We start from the raw sequence: 16,919 nt of genomic DNA, 5'->3' as shown, positions 1-16,919 counted from the left end.
AAAATAAAACAGCGCAAGCCAAAAAGGTAGTATTAGGGGCTAGTCTCCGTTGTGAAATTTTACAACGACATTTTCGGCGCTAGGACATGAGGCCGTCCAGCGGCACTCCGGGGATTCACGGGAAGCCGAAACCCCGCAAAAACCCTCAAATTCGAGGATACCGCCCTTAAGATCGTAGTTCACCAGGTAGTCCAGCACCTCGGACTTCGAGTCCAGGACCGCCCTCTCGCGCATCATTTTTGCGGTGACGGCAATCACACAGGCGTCCTTTTCCGGGTGGTTCTCGGCCTCCTCGGAGAGGGCGTTCCACGACAGCTGGATAGGCTTGAAATCGACCTCCGGCTCCTTGTGTGCGCACGAGGCGAGCAGAAGCGACAACGCCGCAAGGGCAAAGGAAAGACGCGTGCGCATAGGCTATCGGTTCTGGCGCTTGTAGGTCGCGCTCGTCACGCGGTTGCGGCCGCCTTCCTTGGAGGCATAGAGGGCCTTGTCGGCGCGTTCGAACAGTTTCTTGGGATCTTCGCCCGGAATCATCTCCGCAATGCCGAACGAGCACGTAATGGTCTGCTGCTTGATGAGCTGGGCCTTCTCGATGGCGATACGGAGCTTCTCGGCCAGGAACTGCGCGTTCTGGATGGGAGTGTCGCCACAGAGGATGACGAATTCCTCGCCTCCCCAGCGCACCAGGCTGTCGCTGTTGCGGATCTTGCCCTGGATGAGCTTCGAGAGGTTCACGAGCACCTCGTCGCCCACGCTGTGGCCGTAGGTGTCGTTCACTTCCTTGAAATGGTCGATATCGAGCATCACGAACGAGACGGAGGAACCGTTCTTGTTGAGGTTTTCCTGTTCGCGCAGGAGCACACTGCCGAAACCGGCGCGGTTGAGGCAGCCAGTAAGCGGGTCGGTGCGGCTGGACTTCTCGTATTCGCTCTTCTCGATTTCGAGAGCCTCGAGGTAGCGCTCCAGTTCTTCCTGGCGCTTCTTGTTCGCGGCGCGCTCGCGGTTGTAGTCGAAGAAGCGGATGACGAGGATGATAAGGAAGGTGACGAACCAGACCGCGACGATGATGGTCACGAGGTCGGCCCACGGGATCTTCTTGCCCTTGAAGCAGAGTCCGCGGATTTCGAGCGTGCCGTAGCCGAGCGGGGCGTTCGTGCCCGTCTGGATTTCGATAAGCGGGATGTTCGAGAGGTCGACGCGCGCCTTGTGGACGTTGATTTCGTTCTGGGCGACCCACCAGGACGCCACGCGGAATTCCTGCGGGACGAACACGGCGGGATAAGTCTCTTCGAGCGGGAAGAACTCGATTTCGTTGAACTTGAGCGAGCCTTCGTCGCCCTCGCGGTAGAAGTCGGCATCGTAGCCGCGCAGGTAGAGGCGGACCGTTCCCTCGCCACGGGGCTTGATCCACACGAAGATGCTGTCGTATTTGGAGAAGTCGCGGCCCTTGGTCTTGCCGTCGCCCAGGAGGATCTTCACGCCCGCATACGGGTAGGCGTAGCCTTCCTTGAGTTCGTAGTCGACAATGATGGAAGAATCCGTACGGGTAAGGGCGACCGCGGAAGCACCCCCGTCCGCGCTGTCCGTCTCGGGAATCACGTAGGCGTAATCAGAAAGGTTCAGGAACGTAATATCGTCCAAACCGTTCTTGTATGCGAACAGCGCAATGACCGTCGCAGCCAATAGGACGAAAATCAGGATGTTCATCCTGAATAGGGCGTATATTTTCTCCATGATTCTCGACATGTTCCTTCCTACCGATATACCTCCAAAAATAACATATTACGGATTCCTAAACCAGCCCGCTACCGCGAAAGCCACCCGCCAAGGCGCCCGACAAGGGGTCTGAGAGTGTTCGCGAGCTCCTTTTGCGACATTTCGCTCGGGTGACCGTGCAAGGCGGTATTCTCGGTGTAAACAAACTTATACACAATATCGTTCTTCCCCGCGGCCACCTGGTCATTGTAGATGCTCTCGACAACGCCGCCCAGGTCGTCATTCGGCCACGTCTTCGTCGCGACGAGCAGGAACTTCACGCCGGGATGCAGGGCGCGGAGCTTATCCAGCAGTTTCGCATACGCTTCCTTGAACTTGCCCACGTCCGCATACGGGGGCTCGCCCTGGAAATCGTTGATGCCCACGAACACGACCACGACCTGCGGATGGAACCGGCCAAAATCCCAGCGCTCGGCATCCTTTTCCTGCTCGGGGGTGCCCATCATCGTGTATTCGTACAAATTCTCGAGCGTCCACTCGGGGACGATATTCGCATAGTTGCGCACGAGCCCGCGACCGCTCACGGCGTTTACCTGGTAATCGGCCTTGTAGCCTTCGGCAAGCAGGAAGGCGTAGCTCTTGCTCGCGTTCGTCTTCTCGAAGGGCGTGCCGTCTTCCGGCCCCTTGCCCTCGACCCCGTAGCCGACCGTAAAGGAATCGCCGATAAATTCGATGCGTCGGTTCCAGGACTTCGGTTTCGGCCCGAAGGAACCGCCCTTCCCGAGTTCGATGCCGCGGATGCAGATCTTGCCCGGATTGGATTCACTGACCTTGACGAGGCGGTAGGTGTGGGAAGCCTTGTCTTTCGGGGCCTTGAAGGAAAGTTTCCTGCGGTCGTTCACCGTCTCGTATTTCACCGCCTTGCCGTCGATTTCGAAAAGGAACCGGGCCTCGCCCTCGATGTCGAACGAAACTTCGGATGCCGTCGCGTTGAAGGAGACCGATGCCGCGGGGGCACTCGCACAAAGGCATTCTTCACTGACACTCCACCGCCCCTGCAAAAGCAGGGACTCTTCTTTGGGCATGGACATGGATTGCCCTCCATAGGCAAGGACGGACACAAAAAGGGCCGTCGGCAAAAACAACTTCACATTCATGGGGGACAAAGTAGCAAGTTCAGCCCCAGAGCCTGGGCGTTTTATATATTCTCTACATGCAAAAGCGCAGAAATGCATATGTTTTCATCGCGGCGGCCACCTTCTACGGGCTGCTCTCGGGCCTTGCCGCCGCGGGCGAGGCTGCGCCGGAAGGCGCCGGCGCCCCCCAGGTGGAGGCGCCCGCCCCCGGGTCCCCCGGGGACACCCTCACCCGCGAGGATGCGCGCATGGCGTACCTCGTGTACAAGCTGCTCGACAAGAACGGCAAGATAAAGGGAGCAAACCTCAAGCGCGGCGCAAAGCTCTTTTACCAGAACTGCAGGCCATGCCACGGCGAAGACGGCAGGCGCGTAAACGTGAATCCCTCCGGGAAGCCCACCTACATAGGGGAGCGCGCACGCGAGGACATGCCCACGTTCTGGTACCAGATGAACTTCGGCGACGAAGAGCGCAACATGGAAGCCTACTACGACGAGATTTCGCTCGACGAGATGAAGGACATCGCGGGCTACGCGCAGACGCTTCCCTAGCGCAGGAGGCGCCGCGGGGGCCTAGATATTCTTCTGCAGGACCTTGATTTCCTGGATAAACGAAAGCGGAAGCGGAAGCATGGATTCGACTCCGCGCTCCTGGATGTCGACATTGAGCGGCGCCCTTGCAAGGTGCAGCGCATGGACGGAGAAGACAATCTCGCGTTCCTTTTCCGCACGCTTGGCAGGATCCTTGACCTTTGCGGCCAGGAACGTCCCCGCCATCTTCGCATAGCGGAGCACCTTCACCAGGTCGAACGTATCCAGTTTCTGGTAGACGCTTCCGTACTTGGTCGAATTGAGCGCGGACTGGATAGACGCCTCGTCGATATCGTCCTTGAGTTCGTAGTCGGGCTTGCCCGCCTCGGGCCAGGCGATGGTGAAATCCTTGCGCCATTCTTCCGTAGGCGCGCGGTCGCGAACCTTCGCGGACAGATCCACGAACGGACAGTAACCGAAACTCTCGAGGATTTCAAAAGCCTTGTGTTCGAGTTTCGGGTTCAAGATAAAACCGTAGCCCGGGATGTATTCTTCCGTACATTCCATGAAATGTGGGAACCTGGCCAGTTCCGACAGGATCTTCAGGTCGTCAATCTTCAGCAGCCGGACCGTACTCACACGGGCGCCATAGAACGAGGAGTTCCATTCCCGGAAAGTCGAGAGCACGTTCTCGGGCGGCTTGATCCAGTTGAAGAACTGCTCCATCTCGGATTCGTATATGCCGCTCTTCAGCCCCGCGAGGTAGCCTTCCTTGTCGATGTTGAAGCAGAGGAAGGATTCGTCGTTCTTTACGCGGGAGAGGCACGAGACAAGGAACAGCAGGTAGGGCGAAGTGTCCGTAGATACGACCATGTCGAAGTTCGGCAACATCGAGACATTCCCTTCGGGCTGCGGGACGACGGACGTTTCCATCCATTCCTTCCCCGCACCGCTTACCACAACGGCCGAGACCTTGCCCGACTGGAACTGGAACTTCACGAGCCCGAGAAGCCAGAGTTCACGGAGCGGACGCGGCAAGAAATCCCAGGCCAGGTGCTTGCTCGACTCGAGGACCCGGTAGGAGGGGTCCATGACCCAGAAGAGGTACGCCGCCTCGGACACGCTCCTTCCCTTGGCAAGCTCGTTCAGCAGCTGCCTGCAATGCACGGCATCGCCGCGGAAGCGCACGTTCAGCCACCACGACAGGACATACTGACGGAGGCGGAATCCACTCGTCTTCAGGAACTCGGTCGCCTTCTCGGAGGGGTACAGGAGGGAGTTCTCCTGTTCGAGCCAGTCGTTCTGCGTGAGGAAATTGAAGATGAGCGAAAGCTCGTTCTCGGCGGCCTTTTCCGAAATCTTGGATGCAGCCGTAAACGCGCTCGTGCAAATCTGGAAGCTCCTCCTGTGGAGCGTACCGTTGGTGTTCACCCGCAGCTCACCCTTTTTGGCAAGCGAGAGCACCATGCAAATGTGCCAGTTCAGCAGGTTCCCGTAATCGACAAGATTGCGGTCGAGCCCGGCCGGTTCGTCCGCCTTTATCTCGAAGCACCTCGAAAAATCGCTGAAGCCCTGGTATACGGCCGCACCCGTAGAATTCGACCTCCAAATCAGGAAGTCCCTGCACATCGCAAGCAGGAACTTTCTCAGTTCCTTCTCCTTGCTCACGTGGACCGTCAGGCGGAGCTCATTGTAGGTAAGGCCCCTAGAGACGCTGTGGTAAATCAGGTTCAGTACGCGACGCTGCCACGGTTCCATCGCGGCAAATTTTTCGACAGCGCGGTTCTTGTCGCTAAAGAACGACATCACCTCGGACTGGATGAGCGCATTGTTCAGAAGCCCCTTTTTCCCATACGCCTTCGCATGGACATCGCGGAGCAGCGACTTGGACATGCCATCGAAATAACTAAAGAGATCTAGCATCAAAAAACCTAAACATCAAAGGAACACCCCTTCCCAAACACAACATTCAGGGGGACGCAAATTTAGAAAATATGGCGAGGGGTGTCAAGAAACGAACTTCTTCACGTCGTCGACAGTATTCGCGGTAGCGTGCTTCATGTTCCAAATGCGAGCGAACGTCTTGCCGTAAGCCTCGGTCACTACACGGTTGTCGAGAACAAGCACCTTGCCCGAATCGTTTTCCGTGCGCAAAAGCCTGCCCAGGCCCTGACGCAGTTCCATGTACGCCTCGGGAATGTAGTAGCTCTTGAACACGTTCTCGCCCTTCGCCTTCAGGTCGGCGGAGATTCCCGCGACCAGCGGTTCCGACGGATTCGGGAACGGAAGTTTCGTAATGACCAAAAGCTTGAGCGCATCGCCCGGGAAGTCGACACCTTCCCACAGGCTCTGGCAGCCGAGAAGGCACGCGCCGCGCGACTTGCGGAACATCGCCACGAGACCGTCGAGAGCGCCATCCACGTGCTGGCACAACAGGAGTTTGCCCTTCGCCGCAAAAACGGGAGCGAGCGCCGCCTGCGCCTTCATCATCGCGGAAATGCTCGTGAACAGCACCATCGTGTTCTCTTCCACTTCGGGGAGCACCTGCACGAGAGTCTCGTTCAGCGCATCGCCGAATTCGGGAGTCGAGGGCTTCGGCAAGTAGCGCGCAACCATCACGGAGCGTCTGGAATCGCTATTGAACGGTTCGTTGAACACCTTGAGGAACGGACGCTTGGGCTGGTCCGCGCCGACAAGGCCCATGCGCTGCGAGAAATACATGAGATCCCCCTGCACGGCAAGCGTCGCCGACGTGAACGTTGCAGACTTTACCCACGGATAGAATTTGGACTTCCAGACATCGCCGGAATCGAGCGGATAGGCATGCATCTTGAGCGTATGCGGATTGAACGGTTCTTCCAGGTAGAACACCCAGTCGCCACGGCCAGCCTTCACAAGGAATTCGAAATCGGCCATGAAACGCTTGAGCTCTTCCATTCGGCCGGAGGCATCTTTCACAAGGCCTTCCATACGCGGATTTCCGGAAACGAGTCCGAACAGGGAATCGGCACGGCTCTTCGCAATTTCGTACTGGTCCAGCACGGATTTCGGGTCCGCCTCGTATTCGGCAAGGATCCCGTTCGCAAAGACAAAGCCTCCCCTTCCGGCTTTCTGCTTCTGGAGCTTTTTCCCGATCTTCATGAAGAAGCGATGCAGGCACTTTTCCGTCTCGGCAATATCGGCGGTAAGCTGGTCGCACTCGCTACGGGCCGCGGCATCCTCTTCGGGAATACGCGAGCGGATTTCCGAGAGCAGCCCGTCCTGGCCATCCTTCGTCGGCAAAAGCGTCTTGGCCACATTCCTGAATCCAAAGAAGGAGACCGTCCTCCCAAAGCACTGGTTGCTAGCATCGGGAAGCTTGTGCGCCTCGTCGAACACCACATGTTCATACGAAGGCAGCAGCGCGAAATCGAGAGAAAGGTCCGCAAGGAACAGCGAGTGGTTCACCAGGAGAAGGTTCGCCGCCATGGCACGGCGCTTGGCGGCAAGCGCGGGGCACTTCGAATAGTAGGGGCACTTTTCGCCGCTACACGAAGAGGCGCTGCTCGAAATCTTAGACCACAGCACGCGATTGCGGGAATGGCTGAACGACGAACATTCGCCCACGTCGCCGCTCCGGGTCGAAACGGCCCACGGCAAGATCGCCATGAAGGAATCGCGTTCATCGGGAGCCAGAAGCGTTTCCGGTGCAGAAAGGATTTCCGAAAGCTTGCGGAGACAGAGGTAATTGTCGCGGCCCTTGAGGATCGCGGGCACGAGATTGCCTTCGTAGAGAGGCATGATCGAGGGAATGTCCTTGTTCCACAGCTGGCTCTGCAGCGCATGTGTCGCCGTGCTGATAACCACGCGTTCGCCCGTGACCGCCTTGTTCGCGGCAGAAACGAGATAGGCAAGCGACTTGCCCGAGCCCGTCGGGGCTTCGAGCACGCAGAGGCCGCCCTTGTGCATATTGCGTTCCACGCACGATGCGTAGTCCTGCTGGTTCAGCCTCGGCTTGAATCCTTCGACAACGCGAGAAAGCAGACCGTCTTCCTTCAAGAATTCGCTCACGCGAGGAGCTTTCCAGGTCGGAAGCGAGCCCGCCTGCGACGGGACCTCCGCCATGGCGAACTTGGCTTCGGGCAATTCTCCCGTCTTCTTTTCGAATAAAATCTCCCAGTCGGAACCTTCGGCAATGCGCCCGAACGCATCGAGCAGCCACGGGTCCATCCCCTTGATTTTTTCGTAGGCCATCACGAACAGCTTTCCGCAGGCATCCGCATCGGGAAGCGCACGGTGGGCTCGGCTACGTTCGATTCCCAGTTCCTGAGTAAGCGTGTCGAGCCTATGGTTGGGCACATCCTGGTAGGCGATTCTGGACAAGGTAAGCGAATCCCAAACGCGGACGTTGTCGAAGGCGATTCCCACCTTCTTCATGGATTGCTTCAGGAATTTGGAATCGAAATTCGCATTGTGCGCAACGAGCGGCAGGTCGCCGACAAACGAGCAGATTTTCCCGGCGAGGCTTGCAAAATCTTCCGCCGATTCCAGGTCCGCACGCGAAATACCCGTCAAGGATTCGATGAAGGGCCGAAGTTCGGCAGATGCCGGCTTGACCAGGCAATCCAGGGAGTCCACGGGTTCCCCGTTCTCGAAGCGGACGAGAGCCACCTCGATAATTTCGTCCTTGTCAAATTCCAGACCGGTCGTTTCCAAATCGACCGCGACAAATGCGGGAATCTTGTCCATTATTTACCTCTTTCTTTCCGGAAGCACCGGCAAATTCGGCAACAGCTTGTTGATATCGTTTTCACCATTGGCCACATGCACCGTATCGTTCGGGGCGCGCCACGGCAAGCCATACCGGAATGGCGCCAGAGTCCCGCCGTCGGGAGTCAGCCTGCCACTTTCGGCATAGTAGTAGTCAATAAAATACTTGCCTTCCACAAGATTTTCAAAGGCAAAGGTCCCATCGCGGTTGCAACGGACATAGTAGGGATTCTTGTTTTCGGTCGCAATCAGTCGAACTGTCACGTCCGTGTTCCCGTTCGGGATGCGCCCCTTGAGTTTCGCAAGCTTCAGCTTGGATACCGTCTCGAACTTAAGAAGCTGCTGATACTTGGTCTCGATTACCGTATCGCGCACGCCGTTGCTGTCGGCTTTTGCAAGCGTCGTATCCTTGTAGCCCTTCAAGAAGCCGACCGTCACGTCCGTAGGCCACGGTTCCTTGGGAACGGCCATGTAGCGGACCGGGTCTATGCGTTGCATTTTCACTTCGGACGTATCCTTATTTATCACGATATGGAACGTTTCCAAAAGTGAATCGACCGGCTTGCTGTAAGCGACGACAAGCGTATCGCCCGGGAACGCGGACCTCGTTTTCGAAAGCAGCTTAGTCTTCGCAATCGATGGGGCAAGCGTGTCGGCGGGCTTCTCGACCCATTCGAGTTCCACTTCCGCATGGAGGGAATCGAGTTCGCGGAAAAGGGAATCCTTCGCCACCTTGCATGCAAACTTGTATGTAAGTTCAGGAGCAGGAACCGAATCGAAATAGAACTGCGGCTTTTCGGAGGATGCCCCCAGGTAAACCGCCGAGGGGTGTACGGAACGCCCGTCGGGATAAGTCAGCGTGCAGTTCGAAAGTTCCGCGAATGCGGAATCGAAATAGAGCGGACGGGAAAACGAGGCTTCCAGGACATTCGCAAACGGCTGTGAAACCGACACGAGTTCCAGCTTGGAGGAATCCTGGTCCGCGAGGGGAACCCACAGCGTATCCGCAGTCTCGGGAGTCAGCACAAGGTCGTCCGTCCACACGCCGGCAAGTTCCATCGAAGGCTCAATTTTCTGGTTCCCGTTCACATCCACAAAGGCAACAACGCGGTAGCGTCCGGGCTTGAGCCCCGTGAGCTTGAAGTTGCCCGCGCTGTCCGCACGCGTAAGGAACAGCGGGGGTTCCTTCGTGAGCATCGGGAGGGAATCAAGCGCATGCGTCACCGTATCGCGGTACTTCTCGAGATAGCGGTGCCCTTCGCGGGATTCTCCCATCAAAAAGAGGCCGATGCTCGGGAACATCTTCTTCCTCGCCATGGAATCGTTCACCAGCACGCGCCCCGCAAGCGAAAGCGAATCGATATGGTCGCCCGTCGAGAACACTATCTGGAACGGTTGCGCAAGGGCGTTGCCGTGCAAGTCCTTGATGCCGCCCGCGAAGGTGACCGTATAGGTCGTTCCCGTGTCGAGAACCGCCCTGGACGTAAGCTCCAGCGTCTTCCCGCTGACCTCGAACTTCATCTTCTTTTCGATGGGGGGCGAAATGGACACGGCACTGCGCGGAATCGAGGCGTTAATCCACTCGTCGAACTCGAGTTTCACATAGAGTTCCTCGGGATGGTTCGTCGTATTCAGGGCCGGGTAGACCGCAGCCACCCGCGGAGGCAACTTGTCCGCAGGGCCTCCCGAGGGCGCCACCTGGGTTGCGCACGCCCATAGCCCGATGCAGGCAAGCAACGAGACAAAGGCGGAAACGTATGCGGAACGGCCAAACTTCATCAGTCTATCAGTGAAATAATCTTTCCGATGCGGGACCAGCGGATCCTGAACGGGATGCGCCACCAGGTAAAGGGGTTCCCCAGGCTGAACGCCTGGTCGTCGTTCTCGAAGGAGAAGTAGATTACGAATGCCTTCGCACGGATATTGCGGAGCGTCACGAATCCCCAGTAGCGACTATCCGCAGAGTTGTCGCGGTTGTCTCCCATCATGAAGAAGAGCGGCGTCTGGACAACATAGCGGTCGATCGGCTTTCCGTCCACCAGCAGGCGGCGGCGAATCTCGAAGCGCGGCTGCGTAGACGGTTCCATGAAGGCGCTTTCTGCAGCAGCGGAATCGGAAGCGGCACTGTCGGCCACCGTGGAATCCACGGTAACGGCAGGCGCATTGAGCATCGCCACGTTGCCTTCCAAATCACGCAACAGCGAACCCTCGAAGCCGACATAGCTGACAAGGCGCGACATCGAGCCCTGCGCTTCCGGCGGAATCGGGACGGGGATAAAACCGATCCCTGCGTTCCTGCGGAAGAACTCAAAATTCACAGACCCCGTCACCGTATCGCCCCAAACCGGCCTGCTGTCCGTCTTGGACCTGAGTCCGGAAAGCGCCTGCAGGAGCATCCCGCGATCCGTTTCCACGGGCAGATTGAAATCCTCGAATATGTAGTTGTTCGCCTCTACGCCATCTTTCCACAGCGCAAGTTCCAAATTCACACGGCTGTCCGGATTTTCCTGCAGCACGATGGAACGGAGCCACCACAATTTTTCGAGCGACAGCGAATCCACGAACAAGGTATCGCCCACGGAAGGAATCACGAAGCTTTCTCGTTCGTCGCGCGGAGAATGGCTCCTGAACGACATCGTGAGCTTGCCGCGTCCCGGGAGTTCCGTCTGTTCCTTGCCATTGATCGAAAGGCGCCCCTGATGGACAGCCACAGTATCGCCGCTCACGGCCACACAGCGCTTGATGTAGTCCTTCGGACCGTCCGCATAGTGCACCAGGTGAGGCTTCCCCTTCTCCGGCTCGTGATCCCAGTAATAGTTGCCGAACATGAGCGCGTTGAACAGGTGCGTGTAGCGCGCGGGATTGTTGTCGGGATACTCCGGTTCGCCGGGATAGCGGAAAATCACCACGTCGCCGGGTTTGGGTTCGGCATAGCCCGGAAAATGCCGGTTCGTAAAAGGAATCGGCGAACCGTACGTAAACTTGAGGCCCAGCAAAAAATCGCCCGTATGGAGCGTATCTTCCATCGAGCCGCTCGGGATCTGGAACGCCTGGATAACGTACTGGATAACCACGAGCGCAAGCACGATGGGAACTATGATTTCGCGCAGGAACGATTTCAGGAATTTCTTTATCGAAAAATTCTTAGGAGGCTCTTCCATATCTTTCCATTCTTAGAGGTTGCGGACACTCTTCACGAAATTCCTGCTCACGAGGATCTGCGTCCTGTCCTTGTCGCGCAGCTGCACGACCAGACGGCCCATGTCCGACTTGCGGATTTCGGAGATGTAGTCGATGGCTACGAGGTGCGCACGATGCACACGCACGAACTGGCGCGGGTCGAGTTTCTTTTCGAGATCCACCAGCGGCGTGTCGATAATATACTGGTTCGTGGGCGTGTAGACCGTCGTGTACTTTTCCTCGCTGTGGAAGCGGATAATCTCGTCCACGTTCACGAGCAAAATCCTATCGCCGATCTTCACCTGGATGCGCTGCAGGTAGGCGTCTCCCTGCGCCATGAGCGAACGGAACTTCTCCCACGAAAAATCCGCAGGCATCTGCGAATTTTCCGCGACCGCAGAGAACCGCTTGCGCAATTTTTCCATCGTGGCTTCGAGACGCTCGGGATCGACCGGCTTAAGCAGGTAATCCACCGTATTTTCCTCGTAGGCACGGAGCGCAAAATTTTCGTAGGCCGTCGTGAAGACAATCAGCGGCATGTCGTCGTCCTCGATCTTTTTCAGGACCTCGAACGCGTCCATGTCAGGCATCTGGATATCCAGAAACACCACATCGGGCATCAGTTCGCGGATTTTCGATATCGCCTGCGCACCGGATCCGGCCTCGTCCAATATTTCCAAATCCTCGGGATATTTTTCCAGGAGCGAACGCATACGCACACGCGCCAAGGGTTCATCATCCACAATCAAAGTTTTTGCACGCATATTACTTCTCCGTTACTGTTCCGTTTTTTTTCTGAGACGGGAGGTTGAGTATCCTGATGAGATCGACCCGCACGCCATTTTCATCCTCGTAAACGGTACCCGCGCCCGTCAAGAGCGAAAGCGATCCCGACTTTTCCACCTGGAAATTCCAACGGGTTCCTTCCGACAGCGCCACGGCAACCTTTCCCGAATCGATGGAGAACCTGCCGGCAAGCGTGTCCGTCTTCATGGAATCCGTCATGATGTTCTGTATCACCGTCACGCTGCTATCTTCGGCAAGCGTCATGCGAACCATGCGCACCTTGCAGTTTTCGCACGGCAGGCGGCCGGTATAGAAGCCCACGATGGTTTCCGGAAGCTCGACCTTGGGCAAATCCGGCAACGGAGCCGGTTCTTCCTTATTGCAACCGGCAAGAAAAAGACCCATACAAAGGGTCGCAAGCACAATCCTTTTCATGGGCTATAATCTAACAAAATTAGAGCAGTCCGCGGGAATAAACCACACGGAACCCAAGCGTCGGAGCCGTATAGAGCGGGTCCTTTTTCGCACGCACGTCCGGAGCGCAGTCCTTGATGGGGTCGCTCCAGCCGCCACCGCGCACCACGCGGGCCGTACCCGAAGTGGCACCCGTGTAATTGTCCATGGCCTTCGTCGGGAATGCGCCGTACCAGTCGTTTACCCATTCGGCGACGTTACCCGCCATATCGAACAGGCCATAAGGATTCGGTGGATAACTCCCTACCCTCGTGGGGCCAGAAGTTTGTCCGTAATACACAAAGTCCGACGCCTTGTCCGTACCCCAGTAGAACATCGTGTTCGTACCGCCATGCGCAGCGATTTCCCACTCGATTTCTGTGGCAAGACGGAACGATTCCACCCCGTAATTGATTTCGAGATTCTGCAGGTAGTTCTTGTCACCTACGGAAGAATAGACGTAGGCCGTATCGAGCCCCATGCTCTTGGAAAGTTCATTGCAAAAGAGTACCGCATCGAACCAGGAAACATTCACTACGGGGTTCTCGGGGGCATCCTTTGGCTGGTCAGGCATGCCGCCCATCGCCTCCGCATATGCCGCCTGCGTCACTTCCGTCGCCGAAACGGAATACGCACTGAAAGAGAACTCGACAGAATTGACCTTCGCCTTCCCGCCCTGGAATTCAACCCAACGCAGAAGATTGTAGATAGAAGAATCACGTTCCCCGCCATTCCCGGATTCACTACTAGAAGGATCCCCGGCAGATGACTTTCCATCGCCAGAGGAAGGCTGCTTCGCGGAAGAATACCAGTCGGAGTCATGCTCGATGGGCTTGACATCGACGGGATCGCCGCCGGCAGTACAGGCGGAAAGGAAAGCGGCAAACAAACCCGCGAGTGCTAGTTTATACACAACCTTCATTGTTTTCCGCCTCCAAAGACTACTTAATCACGCCCACGCGGTAAAGCTTCTGTTTCGTCTTGCCGCTCTTGAATTTTACCTTGAGCCGCGCCGTATAGACATCGGAACCGAGTTGCTTCAGGTCGAGATTCTCGAACTGGTTACGGCCCTGCGCAGGTTCTTCCATCTTCTGCTTGAACACGCAAAGGCCCGTGATGTCGTAAAGTTCAAGGGTTGCATTCTTTGCGGCCGCACCGATTTCAAAACGCGCCTTCGCATTGCCACCGCGGACCGGATTCGGGAATACGAAGAACTCGCTTATCTCGTCCTTCTCTTCCGCCTTCTCCACGTCGCCAAGTTTGCTTGCATCAAAGTAACCCGTGCGCTCGTTGCCACCCGCGGGGAGCGTCCACGCCGCAGGCGATTCCGCGGCCGACCCGTTCGCCTTGCGCAGGCGGAAAGCGGAGAGGCTGTTGCGATGCAGTGCGTAAAGTTCGGGACCCGCAGACTTCTTGCCCGGAACAGCGTCCGCTACGAATATGCTCATCGGGTAGATTGTCCCAAGCGTATCCTGGTATTCAAAGCTGCCGGCCGCAAGCGGGAACTGGTCCTTCACTTCCGTGCCCTTGCCCGTATAGGCGTACACGAGGCCGTCGCTGCTCGGGACAAGAATCTCGGGAATATCGTCGCCCGTCACATCCACAAGGAGCGGGTCGCTCATGAATCCCGCAACCGGGGTGCCGCGGGAAATCTTCACCGGGAAGCCCGCAATCGGGAGGCCCGAACGGTCGAGCGCATACACGAGGTTATCGCCCAGGAATACGACTTCAGGATAACCGTCGCCGTTTATGTCGCCGATGGCAATGCCGGAAGTCTCGTCCTTGAGGCCGCTCGTACCGCTGGCGCCACGCTTGTAGCTCTTGGTCCAGAGGGCTCTCAATTCATTTTTACCCTGCCCGTATGCAGTCACCGTACCGCGGCTACCGACCACAATCACATCGTCTGTCCCGTCACGGTCCAAATCGGTGCATGCAATTTTCCACTTTTCACCGGATGCGCCACCCAGATTTTTTCCATGTCCTTTCGCATAAACAAAATTGCCGGCTGTTACAAAAGCAAAGGCGAAAGCACCATCTGTTCTTGAGCACTTTGCCATATCGACAACGGGCGCAGGAATTTCACGTATAGGAGCGGACTTCCCGTCAAACGACGCCCCGCTAAAGGTCCACACAAAGCTCCTTCCTTCCGTTTTATCTGCAACCATAATTTTTCCATCATAAACCAGAGGCCCCGCCGTCGCGGAATCGATGTCAATTTCCTGCTGCACCGGGAATCCGCCCGCAAAACTCGTCTTCACGAGTTTCTTGGTATGCAGGCTGTAAACATCCTTGCCGTCGCTCGCCATGCCCACCAGCGGGCCGTAGCTTGCGCCCACGCGGTACAGCGGCACTTCGCACTCCGCTCCGTCGCGGCTCAGCGACTTCTGCACAATCGCGGTATCGGCAACGAACAGCGTATCGCCCAAAGCATTAAAGGCCTGCAGCGTTCCGTCCTCGGCACCCACCACGATAATCTTTTGCCCTTCGTTTTCGGGGTCGTCCACGAACACCGCGCCGCGCACCGCCGAATTCAGGCCAATCTCACGCGGGAACTTGCCGCCCTCGATACTCCCGTCGTCAATACTTATTGTCACGCGCAGGCTCAATGCCGCATAGTTCACTACGCTGTCGCCCATGAATGCGTTCGCAGTCTTTTCCTCGCGCGCATCCTTCGGAATATCCACCTTAATCTTGATTCCGGTATAGCCACCCATGGAGGTCATCGTGTTCGCATAGCCCGTAGGGCCAATCTCCGTGACCGCCTTGAATTTCTGTTTGGAATCCTCGGCAGCTTCACGCTTGTGCGGCAGCAAGTCCGTACCGGATCCGTAATCGTACATGTCCTCACCGAGCGCGTTCTTGAACGTCTTGCCGATGGAAAGCATGCCGTCGGCCTCCACCATCGCAACCCCGAACTGGTGGTCGCGCAGGGTATCGCCGCCCCAGAAGTTCGCAATGCCGTACGGCAACGTCTCGCGCAGGTACCAGTCGTTCACGCGCCACACCACGATACCGCTCGCCGGCAGCCCCGCATCGTAGGAATCGAGCCCGACAATCAGGCCCTTCGCCTTCTTCTTGTTCTCGTTGCACTTGCCCTTCACGCAAACGCTGTCCTCGAACACGAGATTCAGGCTATCCACGGGAACCGTACGAACGCTCGACTCCGCATTCGGAGTCAGCCTGTCCACCGCCACGTCAATCGTTCCTTCCTTGTTCCAACTGCGCTGACGGTTTTCAATCAGCAGGTATTCGCTCGCGCTGAGAGGAACCTTCACAATCTCGGTTCCCTTGCCCGTACCCGCGGCTGCAATATCCACCGTCACGGGTTTCCCAGCCACCGGGCGCACTTCCTTCACCTGCGACCAGCCCATGTAGGCACGTTCCCACGCGGCAGGCAGCGAAGGCAGGAACCCGTTGCCGGCATTGTAGCCCGCAAAATCCATCACGTCGTAATAACCGAGGCGGCTGATTCCCTTCACTACGTCGTAGGTGTTCGGGAGCCCGATTTCGCGCGCAATCTGGTTCACGATGATTCCGTTTACGCCCCAGTTGAGGCCATCCTGCGAGGCAGTCTCGCTCACCACCATTACCGAACGGAGCGTATCGACAGCACCGCCCGGAATGCGGATTCCCGTCGTCGCGGTATCGCCGGCGCTCGTAAGCCCGATTACCGGTTTTGCGGCCTTGCTCCTCGCGGAATCTGCCTGCAGGTATTGCCAGTCGTCGCCGGCAATGTAGATGTCCATGAAGTCGCCCGGAGTGTCCGCACCCTTCGTGCCCATGCTTCCGCCATCCACAAGGCGGCTTGCGCCCGCGTGTATAATCATGTACGCGCGCTTCACATTCGGATTCTTCGAAACCGGAATGCGGAACGGTCCCTCCTCCGAGGAATCGGCGGCGGCAGCGGCAATGGCGTCGTAAATAAACGTGAGGTAGTCGCGGCTGCGGGCCTCGTCATATTCGGCCGTCTTTTCGCCCTTCTTCTTACTCGTGCGGTTGTAGTCGATAATCGGCTTGGCCAGCGTATAGACGGAAGAACCCGTGGAGGGGTCCGGGAACACGCGCGCCTTCACGACCAGGTTCCCGCCGCTCACCGCATTGAAATAATTGTTGGCGAATTCAAAATGCTTGAGCCAGTACAAGGGCGTGCCGCGGTTTTCGGGAGGATCCAGGCTATAGGCATCCTTGTTCTTCTTGTCGGAATCGAAAGTGCCGTCGCCCGTAGTGAGCGAGTTATCCGGGTTTTCCTTCTGGAACTGGATGCGCAGCGCAAATACTTCAAGCGTATCTACAGCAAAAGACTTCGGAACAAGACCGAATACACCCAAAAACAATGCAAGTAGGGTCGCATTAAACTTCATGATTACAA

12 protein-coding genes are annotated in these 16,919 nt (G+C 57.2%); 1 reads left to right on the top strand and 11 read right to left on the bottom strand.

All coding sequences use genetic code 11. From position 1 onward, the window contains the following. Positions 1-39: 39 nt before the first annotated feature. From B4B27_RS08205 to B4B27_RS08195, 3 genes are read right to left on the bottom strand one after another with little or no spacing between them, the layout of a single operon-like run. Entirely contained in the window at positions 40-411 is a 372-nt protein-coding gene (locus B4B27_RS08205) for a hypothetical protein (RefSeq protein WP_173381746.1), read from the bottom strand. A 3-nt stretch (positions 412-414) separates the two neighbouring features. Next, positions 415-1,746 (bottom strand): GGDEF domain-containing protein, encoded by a 1,332-nt coding sequence (locus tag B4B27_RS08200; protein WP_173365610.1) that lies wholly within the window; start codon positions 1,744-1,746, stop codon positions 415-417. Between the two features lie 59 nt (positions 1,747-1,805). Next, complete coding sequence (locus B4B27_RS08195; protein WP_290725494.1) at positions 1,806-2,807, bottom strand: GDSL-type esterase/lipase family protein; 1,002 nt, start codon at positions 2,805-2,807, stop codon at positions 1,806-1,808. 122 nt (positions 2,808-2,929) lie between these two features. Here B4B27_RS08195 and B4B27_RS08190 point away from each other — a divergent pair, with 122 nt between their 5' ends. Next, positions 2,930-3,403 (top strand): c-type cytochrome, encoded by a 474-nt coding sequence (locus B4B27_RS08190; protein WP_173365612.1) that lies wholly within the window; start codon positions 2,930-2,932, stop codon positions 3,401-3,403. Positions 3,404-3,424: 21 nt separating this feature from the next. Here the strand turns inward: B4B27_RS08190 and B4B27_RS08185 are convergent, their stop codons facing one another. The 8 genes from B4B27_RS08185 to B4B27_RS08150 all read right to left on the bottom strand — a co-directional run bounded on the left by B4B27_RS08185 (position 3,425) and on the right by B4B27_RS08150 (position 16,911). Then, positions 3,425-5,305 (bottom strand): hypothetical protein, encoded by a 1,881-nt coding sequence (locus B4B27_RS08185; protein WP_290725489.1) that lies wholly within the window; start codon positions 5,303-5,305, stop codon positions 3,425-3,427. 84 nt (positions 5,306-5,389) lie between these two features. Then, positions 5,390-8,110: a helicase C-terminal domain-containing protein gene (locus tag B4B27_RS08180; RefSeq protein ID WP_290725487.1), complete on the bottom strand. Its 2,721-nt coding sequence runs from the start codon at positions 8,108-8,110 to the stop codon at positions 5,390-5,392. 3 nt (positions 8,111-8,113) lie between these two features. Further along, positions 8,114-9,910, bottom strand: a complete 1,797-nt coding sequence (locus B4B27_RS08175; RefSeq protein ID WP_290725485.1) for an Ig-like domain-containing domain — start codon at positions 9,908-9,910, stop codon at positions 8,114-8,116. Further along, a complete protein-coding gene (lepB, locus tag B4B27_RS08170; RefSeq protein ID WP_290725482.1) occupies positions 9,910-11,292 on the bottom strand; it encodes a signal peptidase I in 1,383 nt (460 codons plus the stop codon). The genes B4B27_RS08175 and lepB overlap by 1 nt, the downstream gene beginning before the upstream one ends. Positions 11,293-11,304: 12 nt before the next feature. Then, positions 11,305-12,075, bottom strand: coding sequence for a LytR/AlgR family response regulator transcription factor (locus tag B4B27_RS08165; RefSeq protein WP_290725480.1), 771 nt, complete (start codon positions 12,073-12,075; stop codon positions 11,305-11,307). Between the two features lies 1 nt (position 12,076). After that, positions 12,077-12,532, bottom strand: a complete 456-nt coding sequence (locus B4B27_RS08160) for a copper resistance protein NlpE N-terminal domain-containing protein (RefSeq protein WP_290725477.1) — start codon at positions 12,530-12,532, stop codon at positions 12,077-12,079. A gap of 19 nt (positions 12,533-12,551) precedes the next feature. Continuing rightward, positions 12,552-13,472 (bottom strand): formylglycine-generating enzyme family protein, encoded by a 921-nt coding sequence (locus B4B27_RS08155; protein WP_290725474.1) that lies wholly within the window; start codon positions 13,470-13,472, stop codon positions 12,552-12,554. A 19-nt stretch (positions 13,473-13,491) separates the two neighbouring features. After that, positions 13,492-16,911 carry an FG-GAP-like repeat-containing protein gene (locus tag B4B27_RS08150; protein ID WP_290725471.1) on the bottom strand — a complete coding sequence of 1,140 codons (3,420 nt, stop codon included), beginning with the start codon at positions 16,909-16,911 and terminating at the stop codon, positions 13,492-13,494. Between the last annotated feature and the right edge of the window lie 8 nt (positions 16,912-16,919).

It is taken from the genome of Fibrobacter sp. UBA2449 (assembly GCF_002342555.1).
Lineage (GTDB): Bacteria > Fibrobacterota > Fibrobacteria > Fibrobacterales > Fibrobacteraceae > Fibrobacter.
This window is presented reverse-complemented; position numbering and strand designations above follow the sequence as displayed.